Source organism: Microbacterium sp. LWH12-1.2, assembly GCF_040675825.1.
GTDB lineage: Bacteria > Actinomycetota > Actinomycetes > Actinomycetales > Microbacteriaceae > Microbacterium.
Window position 1 is genome coordinate 1,969,578 of record NZ_JBEGIJ010000001.1, and the last position, 11,603, is coordinate 1,981,180.

General features: G+C 68.2%; 12 protein-coding genes. 5 read left to right on the forward strand and 7 right to left on the reverse strand.

Going from position 1 to position 11,603, the window contains the following annotated elements:
• Positions 1 to 12: 12 nt before the first annotated feature.
• Positions 13 to 1,608: an isocitrate lyase gene (locus MRBLWH12_RS09530; protein ID WP_363548463.1), complete on the forward strand. Its 1,596-nt coding sequence runs from the start codon at positions 13 to 15 to the stop codon at positions 1,606 to 1,608.
• Between the two features lie 58 nt (positions 1,609 to 1,666).
• Here the strand turns inward: MRBLWH12_RS09530 and MRBLWH12_RS09535 are convergent, their stop codons facing one another.
• Positions 1,667 to 2,665, reverse strand: coding sequence for an aldo/keto reductase (locus MRBLWH12_RS09535; RefSeq protein ID WP_363548465.1), 999 nt, complete (start codon positions 2,663 to 2,665; stop codon positions 1,667 to 1,669).
• Between the two features lie 68 nt (positions 2,666 to 2,733).
• Here MRBLWH12_RS09535 and MRBLWH12_RS09540 point away from each other — a divergent pair, with 68 nt between their 5' ends.
• Both MRBLWH12_RS09540 and MRBLWH12_RS09545 read left to right on the forward strand, forming a co-directional pair.
• Positions 2,734 to 4,161 carry a PLP-dependent aminotransferase family protein gene (locus MRBLWH12_RS09540; protein ID WP_363548466.1) on the forward strand — a complete coding sequence of 476 codons (1,428 nt, stop codon included), beginning with the start codon at positions 2,734 to 2,736 and terminating at the stop codon, positions 4,159 to 4,161.
• 75 nt (positions 4,162 to 4,236) lie between these two features.
• The gene (locus MRBLWH12_RS09545) at positions 4,237 to 4,602 is read left to right on the forward strand and encodes a hypothetical protein (RefSeq protein ID WP_363548468.1); all 366 of its coding nucleotides are present in this window, start codon (positions 4,237 to 4,239) and stop codon (positions 4,600 to 4,602) included.
• A 37-nt stretch (positions 4,603 to 4,639) separates the two neighbouring features.
• Here MRBLWH12_RS09545 and MRBLWH12_RS09550 read toward each other — a convergent pair whose 3' ends face one another.
• Positions 4,640 to 5,143, reverse strand: a complete 504-nt coding sequence (locus MRBLWH12_RS09550) for an Lrp/AsnC family transcriptional regulator (protein WP_363551340.1) — start codon at positions 5,141 to 5,143, stop codon at positions 4,640 to 4,642.
• A 126-nt stretch (positions 5,144 to 5,269) separates the two neighbouring features.
• Here MRBLWH12_RS09550 and ald point away from each other — a divergent pair, with 126 nt between their 5' ends.
• Positions 5,270 to 6,364 (forward strand): alanine dehydrogenase, encoded by a 1,095-nt coding sequence (gene ald, locus MRBLWH12_RS09555; RefSeq protein WP_363548470.1) that lies wholly within the window; start codon positions 5,270 to 5,272, stop codon positions 6,362 to 6,364.
• A 102-nt stretch (positions 6,365 to 6,466) separates the two neighbouring features.
• Entirely contained in the window at positions 6,467 to 7,666 is a 1,200-nt protein-coding gene (locus tag MRBLWH12_RS09560) for a pyridoxal phosphate-dependent aminotransferase (protein ID WP_363548472.1), read from the forward strand.
• Positions 7,667 to 7,806: 140 nt separating this feature from the next.
• Here MRBLWH12_RS09560 and MRBLWH12_RS09565 read toward each other — a convergent pair whose 3' ends face one another.
• The 5 genes from MRBLWH12_RS09565 to MRBLWH12_RS09585 form a co-directional block, all read right to left on the reverse strand.
• Positions 7,807 to 8,202, reverse strand: a complete 396-nt coding sequence (locus MRBLWH12_RS09565) for a VOC family protein (protein ID WP_363548474.1) — start codon at positions 8,200 to 8,202, stop codon at positions 7,807 to 7,809.
• A 33-nt stretch (positions 8,203 to 8,235) separates the two neighbouring features.
• Complete coding sequence (locus MRBLWH12_RS09570; RefSeq protein WP_363548476.1) at positions 8,236 to 9,381, reverse strand: UDP-N-acetylmuramate dehydrogenase; 1,146 nt, start codon at positions 9,379 to 9,381, stop codon at positions 8,236 to 8,238.
• Positions 9,382 to 9,384: 3 nt separating this feature from the next.
• Positions 9,385 to 9,783 (reverse strand): MaoC/PaaZ C-terminal domain-containing protein, encoded by a 399-nt coding sequence (locus MRBLWH12_RS09575; RefSeq protein WP_363548478.1) that lies wholly within the window; start codon positions 9,781 to 9,783, stop codon positions 9,385 to 9,387.
• Positions 9,783 to 10,244: an FAS1-like dehydratase domain-containing protein gene (locus MRBLWH12_RS09580; RefSeq protein WP_341973782.1), complete on the reverse strand. Its 462-nt coding sequence runs from the start codon at positions 10,242 to 10,244 to the stop codon at positions 9,783 to 9,785. The genes MRBLWH12_RS09575 and MRBLWH12_RS09580 overlap by 1 nt, the downstream gene beginning before the upstream one ends.
• Positions 10,245 to 10,327: 83 nt before the next feature.
• Positions 10,328 to 11,530 (reverse strand): glycerate kinase, encoded by a 1,203-nt coding sequence (locus tag MRBLWH12_RS09585; protein WP_363548480.1) that lies wholly within the window; start codon positions 11,528 to 11,530, stop codon positions 10,328 to 10,330.
• Positions 11,531 to 11,603 lie beyond the last annotated feature (73 nt).

Consider the following 11,603-nt stretch of genomic DNA (forward strand, 5'->3'; position numbering starts at 1 on the left):
GAAGGCAATGACATGACCCAGTATCAGAACGACATCGACGCCATCCAGTCCCTGAAGGACGCGAACGGTTCCAGCTGGAACGCCATCAACGCCGAGTCCGCCGCCCGGATGCGGGCGCAGAACCGCTTCCGCACCGGACTCGAGATCGCGCAGTACACGGCCGACATCATGCGCCGCGACATGGGTGAGTACGACGCCGACTCATCGATCTACACGCAGTCGCTCGGGGTGTGGCACGGTTTCATCGGGCAGCAGAAGCTCATCTCGATCAAGAAGCATCTGAAGACCACGAACAAGCGTTACCTCTACCTCTCCGGGTGGATGGTCGCCGCGCTCCGTTCCGAGTTCGGCCCGCTCCCGGATCAGTCGATGCACGAGAAGACCGCGGTGCCCGCACTGATCGAGGAGCTCTACACGTTCCTCCGCCAGGCCGATGCCCGCGAACTCGATCTGCTCTTCTCCCAGCTCGACGCGGCACGCGCCGGCGGCGACGAGACCGCGGTGGAGTTCATCCAGTCCCAGATCGACAACTACGAGACCCATGTCGTTCCGATCATCGCGGACATCGATGCCGGCTTCGGCAACCCGGAGGCGACGTACCTCCTCGCCAAGAAGATGATCGAGGCCGGCGCGTGCGCCATCCAGATCGAGAACCAGGTCTCGGACGAGAAGCAGTGCGGCCACCAGGACGGCAAAGTCACGGTGCCGCACGAGGACTTCATCGCGAAGATCAACGCGGTCCGCTACGCGTTCCTCGAACTCGGCATCGACAACGGCATCATCGTCGCCCGCACCGACTCGCTCGGCGCAGGACTCACGCAGAAGCTCGCCGTCACGCACGAGCCGGGCGACCTGGGCGACCAGTACAACTCGTTCCTCGATGTCGAAGAGATCTCGGAGGACGAGCTCGGCAACGGCGACGTCGTGATCAAGCGCGACGGCGTGCTGCTGCGGCCGAAGCGCCTGGCCAGCAACCTGTACCAGTTCCGCCAGGGAACCGGTGAGGAACGCGTCGTGCTCGACTGCATCACGTCGCTGCGCAACGGCGCCGACCTGCTGTGGATCGAGACGGAGAAGCCGCATGTGGAGCAGATCGCCGGCATGGTCGACGCGATCCGCGAGGAGATCCCGAACGCGAAGCTGGTCTACAACAACAGCCCGTCGTTCAACTGGACGCTGAACTTCCGTCAGCAGGTGTACGACCTGCTCGTGGAGCAGGGCCAGGACGTTTCGGCCTACGACCGCAACGCTCTCATGAGCGTCGAGTACGACGGCACGGAGCTGGCACGGCTGGCCGACGAGAAGATCCGTACGTTCCAGCGCGACAGCGCAGCCCGCGCCGGGATCTTCCACCACCTGATCACGCTCCCGACGTACCACACGGCGGCGCTGTCGACCGATGATCTCGCGAAGGGCTACTTCGGAGACGAGGGGATGCTCGCGTACGTCAGCGGGGTCCAGCGCCGGGAGATCCGCGGAGGGATCGCCACGGTCAAGCACCAGAACATGGCCGGAAGCGACCTCGGCGACAACCACAAGGAGTACTTCGCCGGCGACGCCGCCCTCAAGGCCGGTGGTCAGCACAACACGATGAACCAGTTCGGCTGAGGTCTCTGCACCAGACCCCCGTCCGCCCGGACATCCGGGCGAACGGGGGTTCTGCGTGTCAGCCCTCGTCGCCGGGCTCCGCGTCGAGCCGGTCCCGCACATCATCGTCGAGAACGAGATCAGCAGCCCCCAGCGCCTCCTCCAGCTGGGCGAGGCTCGAGACACCGACGACCGGAATCACCGGTACCGCAGCGCCCAGCAGCCAGGCGAGCGCGACCTGATTCGGCGTCGCGCCGATATCGGCCGCGACCTCGTGCAGAAGCGCGCGCCTGGCGTGGCTGGTCGGGTGGTCGACGCCACCCCACAGTTGCTTGTCGAGCCGCGAGATGCCGCCCTGGTGCAGCGGGGAATAGGCGGTGATCGCGAGGGGCGGCCGTTCCGGGGTTCCGACTGATGCCGCGTAGTCGAGCAGCCCAGGGGTGACGAAGTTGTTGCGACCATACTTCGGCGCGGGGTGCAGATAGCTGTACTGCTGCTGCACGAATCCGTATGGTGCGATTCCCTGGCGCCTGGCTTCTTCCCGCGCCTCGACGACGCGCCAGGTCGCGACGTTCGAGATGCCCGCGATTCCGATGAGGCCGTCGCGCTGCAGCTCGCCGAAAGCGGCCACCGTCTCCGCGAGGTCGGTGTCGCGGTCGTCCACATGGCCGTACAGCACGTCGATGTGATCGATGCCGAGATGCTTCGCGCTCGCTGGCGCCTGCCTGCGGATCACCTCGCTCGACAGCCCCTCGAAGTTCGTCGGCGGCGTACTCGACAGCGGCTTCGACGAGTCCTTCTGCGCGGCGCCCAGTTTCGTCGCGATGCGCAGAGAGTCGCGGTTGCCGCGTTCGGTCATCCACCGCCCGAGGAGCTCCTCACTGTCTCGGCCGCTGCCACCCGCCCAGACGCTGTAGTTGTTCGCCGTGTCGATGAAGGTTCCTCCCGCCTCGATGAAGCGGTCGAGGATGGCCCTGGACGTCTCGTCGTCGGTGCGGGTTCCGAAATTCATCGTGCCGAGGCACAGCGTGGACACATCGAACGAGGTGACGCCGTCGGAGACGGTGCGGTAGTGCATGGGGTGGTCCTTTCGATCGGCGGTTCCACGCTAGGAAAAAATCGGCCCGGAGATACACTCCAATCACGATGAAGAAGACCAGACCACTTCTCGCGTGGGAGACGCTCCTCGATCTCGACGCCGCGTCGGAACCCCGCGCCGCGCGCACTTCGTTGCGGAACCGTCTCGAGCGCGCACTGCGGGCTGCGGTCGCCGAGGGGCGGCTCCCGGCGGATGCCGCGCTGCCACCCAGCCGCGTCCTGGCCGACACGATCGGAGTATCACGCTGGGTGGTGACCGAGGCGTACGGTCAACTGGTCGCCGAAGGGGTCCTCGATGCTCGAACCGGCTCCGCCACCCGCGTGGCGGCGTCCGCGCATCCATCCGCTCTCCCATCGTCGGTGGCCGGCATCACATCGACCCCGGCACCCCGCTTCGACCTTCGCCCTGGGATCCCGGATCTCCGTGCCACACCGAGGTCCCGCTGGGCATCCGCGCTGCGTTCGGCGCTTTCGACACTGCCCGACAGCGATCTCGCGAGGGCGCATCCCTCCGGTTATCTGCCGGCCCGCGTCGCCGTCGCAGAGCATCTGAGCCGCTCTCGACATGCCGTCGCCGACCCGGAGCGCGTGCTGCTCACCCACGGCGCGAGCGACGGAATGAGCATCCTGGCCACCGAGCTGCACCGTCGCGGCCACCGCGCGATCCTGGTCGAGGATCCCAGTTGGCCTCGGCTGCGTGACATCGCGGCACGGGCCGGCCTGCGGCCGATCCCCGTTCCGGTCGACGAGGAAGGGGTCGACGCCTCCGTGCTTGCGGAGGCCGCCGCCCGCACCGGAGCCCGCGCGGCGCTCCTGACCCCGGCCCACCAGTTCCCCCTCGGCGCCGCCCTGTCGGCCGCGCGGCGGGAGCAGGTCGTGCACTGGGCGCGGGACCACGATGCGTTCGTCGTCGAGGACGACTACGACGCAGAATTCCGCTACGACCGTCGACCGATCGCCGCGCTGCAACGCCTCGCCCCCGACCGCATCGCGCTGTTCGGGTCGCTGTCGAAATCCGTCTCTCCCGCTCTGGGAATCGGGTGGGCGCTCCTGCCCCCAGGCATCGACCCGCCGCCATCGACCTCGGCGCCTTCGCTCGTCGATCAGGCCGCGCTGGCGCATTTCATCGTGAACGGTGACCTGGAACGACATCTGCGCGCCTCACGGATCCGGTTCCGGCGCCGTCGCGCTCGCCTGCTCGACGCGCTGCGCACCGAGCTGCCCGACCTCACTCCTTCCGGGATAGCCGCCGGGATGCATCTCCTGCTCCCTCTCCCCGCGGGGTGCGCAGCGGCCGATGTCGTGGCGATGGCGACCGCGGATCTCGCCATCACTCCGCTTCATCGCTATGCGGCAGGCGCGCGTGCGCCCGAGGCCCTCGTCCTCGGCTACGGGAATCTCGATGATGCCCTCGTCGAAGAAACCGTCGCCCGACTCGGCGCATTGATCAGAGCAGCGGCGGCACCCGCATCCTGAGTCCGTCGCCGAAGGCGACCGCATCACCTGTGGATAACTGCGACGCCGCTTCGCGGTGCGCGCTACTCTCGCGGCATGTCGAGCACCGCTGCACCGTCGCCGGAGGCGATCAGAGTTCGCCGCGCCGTGTCGATCATGTTGAGCTCCCTGACGATCGTGGCCTCGATACTGGTCCTCGCCGTCCAGACGCTCTTGCCCGGCACCGATCCCGCGGGGGCGGGCGCGGCCAGCGCGCTGATGCGGCTCTTCGAGCGTTCTTCGTCGTACTGGTTGATCCCGCCTGTCGTCGCCCTCCTGCTGATCGGGCGGCTCCCCCGGCAGAGCGACCTCCACATACTCCCGGCCGCTTTCGGTGCGGTTGCGCTCGGCCTGGTGGCGCTCTGCCACCTCATGCCCGCGATCATCTCCGGCGAACCGCTCCCGTTCCCGTTGTCACCGTGACGCTCCGCTCCCGGTCAGGCATCCGAGCGTCACCGCGTCACTCGAAGGATGCGGCGACCGAATTGCGGTGATAGTCGAAGACGATGCTGGTGCGCGTCGATGCGACGCTGCTCTGGGCAGAGAGGTGCTCGAGGACGAACTCGCGCATCTGCGACGAGTCGGCGACGGCGATGTGCAGGAGGAAGTCGTCGTCACCGCCGAGGAAGAACACCTGGATGACCTGCGGCAGTACCCGCACCCGTTCGGCGAACTCGACGATGCTCTCCCGTCTCCCACTCGGGCGCAATACAACGCCGATGATCGCCTGGAGGCCGGCGCCGAGCATCCGCTCGTCGACGCTGGCGTGGAATCCTGTGATCACTCCGCGGTCGATGAGGGCGCGCAACCGGGCGTGCGCCGTCGATGGCGCGACACCGAGACGCCCGGCGAGCTCGGCGTTCGTCATCCGCCCGTCCGCCGCGAGGAGCTTCACGATCTGCGCGTCGATCGCGTCGAGGGGCGCGCCCTGAATACCATTCGGCGCTGCCGCCCCAGAAAGCATGTTCATGTGAATGATTATTCAGGATCTCCGGCTCCAGCGAATGTTCTTCACTGAATCTGTTGCTGAACCGATGTTTCTGCGATCGTTCTAGAAGTACTACGCGCATACTCAGCACATGGAGGATCGATGAAGATCGGCGTACCCACAGAGGTCAAGAACAATGAGAGCCGTGTCGCCCTCACCCCGGCCGGCGCCGACCGCCTCGTCCACGAGGGGCACCGCGTCCTCGTGCAGTCGGGTGCCGGGCTGGGATCGCGCATCGATGATGACGCGTACCGGGCAGCCGGCGCGGAGATCGTCTCATCCGCCGCCGAGGCATGGGGCGAAGCCGACCTGCTGATCAAGGTCAAGGAGCCGATCGCCCAGGAGTACGGATTCCTTCGCCCCGATCTGACGCTCTTCACCTACCTGCACCTCGCTGCCGACCGGGCCCTGACGACGGCGCTCGTCGACGCCGGCACCACGGCCGTCGCCTACGAGACTGTGCAGCTGCCCGACCGCAGCCTGCCGCTGCTCGTGCCGATGAGCGAGATCGCCGGCCGCCTCTCGGTCACGATGGGCTCGTACTCGCTGATGCGGTCCGCGGGCGGACGAGGCATCCTGCTCGGCGGCATCGCCGGGACCCCTCGCGCGAAGACCGTCGTCATCGGCGGTGGCGTCGCCGGAGAGCATGCCGCGGCCAACGCCCTCGGACTCGGCTCGAAGGTCACCGTGATCGACATCTCGCTGCCGCGCCTTCGCGAGCTGGAGCATCGCTACGGCGGAGCACTCGAAACGCGCGCCTCCAGCCGCTATGACATCGCGGAGGAGCTCGCGACCGCCGATCTCGTCATCGGCTCGGTCCTCATTCCCGGGGCCGCGGCTCCGAAGCTCGTCACCGACGAGATGGTCGCCTCGATGAAGCCGGGCTCCGTGCTGGTGGACATCGCGATCGATCAGGGCGGATGCTTCGAGGGCTCCCGCCCGACCACGCATGACGACCCCACCTTCGCCGTGCACGACTCCATCTACTACTGCGTCGCGAACATGCCGGGAGCTGTCCCGGAGACGGCGACCCGCGCCCTCACGAACGCCACCCTCCCCTACGTCTCGGCGATCGCCGGCAAGGGCTGGGAGCGCGCCGCGGCAGAGGATGCGGCGCTGGCCAAGGGGCTCAACATCCAGGGCGGACGCATCACGCTGGAGGCCGTCGCTCAGGCGCACGGTCTCGCCTTCGCCTGAGCGGGCACCGCAGCACCAGACTTGTCAATCGTCTAAAGAACTGGTGATCTTCGTGTCTGCTGCAGCCTTCCGCCATCCGCCGACCCGAGTACGCTCGAAGGCGTGACCGAACGCGCACCTCTCTCCCGCAAGCTGTCCGCCATCGCCGAATCCGCCACCCTCAAGGTGGATGCCAAGGCCAAGGCCCTCAAGGCCGAGGGCAAGCCGATCATCTCCTACGCGGCCGGCGAGCCGGACTTCTCGACGCCGCAGTTCATCGTGGATGCCGCGGCCACGGCTCTCGCCGACCCGGCGAGCTACCGGTACACCCCGGCTCCTGGCCTGCCCGCCCTGCGGGAAGCGATCGCCGCGAAGACGCTGCGCGACTCCGGGCTCGAGGTCTCCCCCAGCCAGGTCATCGTCACCAACGGCGGCAAGCAGTCCGTCTACCAGGCCTTCCAGGCCGTGGTGAACCCCGGCGACGAGGTGCTGCTGCCCGCGCCGTACTGGACCACGTACCCCGAAGCCATCCGTCTCGCCGACGGCACCCCGGTCGAGGTGTTCGCGGGTGCCGACCAGGACTACAAGGTGACCGTCGAGCAGCTCGAAGCCGCACGCACCGACCGCACCACGGCGCTCGTCTTCGTCTCGCCCTCGAACCCGACCGGTTCGGTGTACACCGCAGAAGAGACGAAGGCGATCGGCGAGTGGGCCGTCGAGCACGGCATCTGGATCATCTCGGACGAGATCTACCAGAACCTCACCTACGAGGGTGTCAAGGCGACCTCCATCGTCGAGGCGGTCCCGGCTGCCGCCGGCCAGACGATCCTGGTCAACGGCGTCGCCAAGACCTACGCGATGACCGGATGGCGGGTGGGCTGGATGGTCGGACCCGCGGATGCGATCAAGATCGCGGGCAACCTGCAGTCGCACCTGTCCAGCAACGTGAACAACGTGGCGCAGAAGGCCGCGATCGCCGCACTCAACGGCCCGCAGACGGAGGCCGAGCAGATGCGCGAGGCGTTCGACCGCCGCCGCAAGCTCATCGTCGCCGAACTGTCGAAGATCGACGGGATGCGGGTGCCGAACCCGCTCGGCGCGTTCTACGTCTACCCCGACGTGCAGGGCCTGCTCGGCCGCACCTGGGGCGGCGTGACGCCGAGCACCTCGCTCGAACTCGCCGACCTCATCCTCGATCAGGCCGAGGTCGCCGTCGTGCCTGGTGAGGCGTTCGGGCCGAGCGGCTACATCCGCATGTCGTACGCGCTCGGCGACGAGGCACTACTCGAGGGCGTGCAGCGCCTGCAGCGCCTGTTCGCCTGAAGCGCGGCACTGTGGGTCGCTGTGACCTTAGTCGCTGAGACCCACAGTTGTCGCCGAGACCCACAGTTGCAGCAGGGGGTCTCGGCGAGAGATGTGGGTCTCGGCAATCCCCAGGGCACCTGAGGTCGCGCGCGCGAACGCTATTCCTCGAAGCCGATGAGCCAGCGGATGCCGTAGCGATCGGTGACCTGACCGTCGTAGTCGCCCCACAGCCGTTTCTGCAGCGGGTCGGTCACCGTCCCGCCTTCGCCGAGCGCGTCGAACCAGCCCGTGAGCACGGACGCATCCGTCGTCCCGAGCAGGGAGAAGACAGCACCGACGATGTGCGCGGCGTCCTGGTCGGGTCCGGCATCCGCTGCGAAGAGTTCGACCGGCCCCCGGATCTCGCCGTGTGCGATCGCGTCGCCTGGCCCGTCGGCGCGCCCGAAATCGGCGTAGGTGTGCAGGATCAGTTCGCCGCCGAAGATGCCGTGATAGAACGTCAGCGCCTCGGCGGCGGTTCCGGGAAGGAAGAGATACGGGACGAGTCCGGCCATGCGCCGAGCGTACCTTCCGTCGGCGAGATCGACCTAGAGCTCCACGCCCACCAGCACCGGCTCGGGCTGGAGCACGAGGCCGAACTCGGCATGAACCCGACTCTGGATGAAGCGGGCGAGTTCGGCGACCTCACCGGCCGTCGCACCACCGCGATTGGTCAGCGCGAGAGCGTGCTTGGTCGACACCGAGGCGCGCGAGCGCGGAAGCTTGAATCCCTTGCCGATACCGGCCTGCTCGATGAGCCACGCGGCGCTCACCTTCACATCGGATGCCTCATGCCGCGGCGTCGGGAGCAGTCCGTCGTACGACGCGAGCGGGATGACGGTGACCGCGTCGAGGTCGGGAGCGACCGGCCACTGCGGGCACTCCGCCGGGAGGGCACGCGCGACCGCTTCCGGGACGACGGCGTTCTGGAAGAACGAGCCGACGCCGTGCGTGTCGGGGTCATGCTCGTCGAGCAGCATGCCCTTCGAGGCGCGAGTGGCGAGGATCCGCTCGCGCACCCAGGTGAGGGGCACCGGGGCATCGTCCTGGAGTCCGAGCGCCCGTCGCAACTGGTCGCCGCGCACCACCCGCTCGTTCGCGACATGCAGGTCGACGGTGACGGACAGGATGACAGCGCGCCGCAGCGGCTCGCCGCCGTAGTGGTGCTTGAGCACCGACGTGCGGAAGCCGAGTCCGAGCTCTGCCGCAGGAACCACCGAGATCTCGCCAGTCGACTCGTCGATGAGTTCGACCTCGACCAGGGTCTCCTGGATCTCCTGGCCGTACGCTCCGATGTTCTGCACGGGAGCGGCGCCGACCGTGCCCGGGATCCCCGACATCGCCTCCAGCCCGGCATAGCCGCGCTCGACCGCATGCGCCACGAGAGCATCCCAGCTGTGACCGGCCTGAGCCCGCAGCCGGACACGCCCCTGGTGCGGTGACGGGAGCTCGTCGATGCCGCGGGTGAGCACCCGGATGACGGTGCCCTCGAACGGCTCATCCCCGACGAAGAGGTTGGAGCCGCCGCCGAGCACGAACCATTCGTCGCCGCGCGCCCACGTCTCCCGCAGCGCCTCGACCAGTTCTGCGGACGTCGACACCTGCAGCATCCGCTCGGGGGCAGCCCCGGTGCGCAGCGTCGTGAGCTCTGACAGCGAGATCGGGGCGATCTCCACGGGGTTCGAGAAGACCATGCGTCAGACCGCGACGCGCAGCTGCGCCTTGACCAGTACGGTCGCGTCGTTGAAGGTCACCTTCAGGTCGATCCGCGTGGACGCCTCGTCGACCGCTCCGACGGTGGCCAGCACGTGCACGTCCGCGCCGGTGACGGGGTCGACGACCACCGGTTTGGTGAAACGCACACCGTAATCGAGGATGCGGGTGCCCGGCTCGAGTGCGGCGAGCACGACCGAGGATCCGATGCCCATGGTCAGCATGCCGTGCGCGAGCACCCCGGGAAGCCCGACGGATGCCGCGACGTCATCGCGATAGTGGATCGGGTTGAAGTCTCCGGATGCTCCGGCGTAGCGGACCAGCGACTCACGGGTGAGGTGCACGGTGCGCTCGGCGATGATGTCTCCGACGGTGTAGGTCATCACTGCCCCTCTCCTTCTTCATCGGAGCCGACCAGCAGAACGCTGGTCGCCGTCACGACGTGCGAGCCCTCGGCATCCGTGATCTCGGCGTCGCTGGTGATCAACGCGTTGCCGGCCATCATCCGGATGCCGGTGACCTTCAACTGTGCGGTCAGCTCGTCGCCGGCCACGATCGGGCGCGAGTAGGTGAAGCGCTGCTCGGCATGGATGGTCCGTGCGAGAACGATTCCCGAATCGGGTTCGGCCAGCAGCTGCTGCAGGGTGTGATCCTGGACCACCATCGCGAACGTGGGCGGGGCGACTACGTCGGCGAAGCCCGCGGCGCGTGCCGCGCTCACGTCGGTGTGCTGCGGCGCATCGGCGAAGACGGCGCGCGCGAACTCGCGCACCTTCTCACGTCCGACGAGGTACGGGGCTGTCGGCGGAAACTCCCGGCCGACCAATTCTGAGTTCACGGGCACCGTTCGAGTCTATCGAGACGGTGACTCGCGGGGTTCCCTGCACGCTGACCTCACGCTGACCTCACGCCGACCCCGCCCTGATCTCACGCCGCCCTCGCCGACAGTGCCGATCCGAGCATCACGAGCCGCATGCATCGCTCTGCGGCATCGCGCAGCAGTTCCTCCCCCTGTTCGACAGCCTGCTCGAGCTCCATCGGGACGGTCAGGATCGAGGCGATCGCGCCGATGCCGATGTCGTGCACGGCCGGCGCTCCTGCGCCGAGGGATCCGGCGATTCCCAGTACCGGAACGCCCTCCACCCGCGCCCGCATCGCCACCTCGGCGGGGACCTTGCCGCGCGGAGTCTGGAAGTCGATGGCGCCCTCCGCCGTGATGACCAGGTCGGCCTTCGCGATCAAGTCGTCGAGCGACGTCGGCAGAAGTCCACTGTCGAGCAGCACCTCGAAACGCGGCGCGAGCCGGGCACCGAGCACTGCGGCGAGACCGACGCCGAGTCCACCTGACGCGCCCGTTCCGGCGCCGGTGCGGACATCCATCGCACCCCCGAAAGGCGACTGCGCCTCGAGGAGGGCAGCCCAGGCGTCCAGCGCCGTCGACAGCAGTTCGACCTGGATCGGAGTCGCGCCCTTCTGCGGCCCGAACACCCGCGCGACGCCCCTCGGCCCGCAGAGCACGTTGTGGATGTTGCAGGCGAGCACGATCTCGACGTCGCCGAGACGCGGATGCAACCCTGTGAGATCGAGTGCGGCCGCCTCGATCAAGTGCCGGCCGCCGCGTGCGAGCGGAATCCCGTCGCGGTCGAGGATCCGCGCTCCGAGTGCCTGCAGCGCACCCGCACCGCCGTCGCTGGTACCCGAGTCGCCGCATCCGATCACGATGCGCTCTGCACCGTCGTCAAGGGCGGCGACGATCAGCTCACCGACCCCGTAGGTCGTGGTCTCGCCGGGGTCGCGGCGATCGCGGGGCACCAGGCGCAGGCCGGCCGCCGCTGCCATCTCGACGACCGCGGTCCCGGTGGCGGCGCCTCCGAGTCGCGCCCAGTGCGCATCGACGGCGACTCCGACCGGACCGGTGACTCGCGCCGGCACGACGTCGCCGCCGGTCGCCGCGGCGAGCGCCAGTGCGGTGCCTTCACCTCCGTCCGGAACCGGGAACTCGTCCACCTGCACGCCGGGGATGACCCGGCGGATGCCGGATGCGATGGCATGTGCGACGGTCTCGGCGCTGAGGCTCTCCTTGAATCCGCTCGGTGCGACGAGGATGCGTTGCGGGATGTGGATGGACATGTGTTCTCCTTCGATACGACGTGGGCAGGGGCGGAGTGCCCTTCGACGGGCACGACGAACAACGGGTACGCGG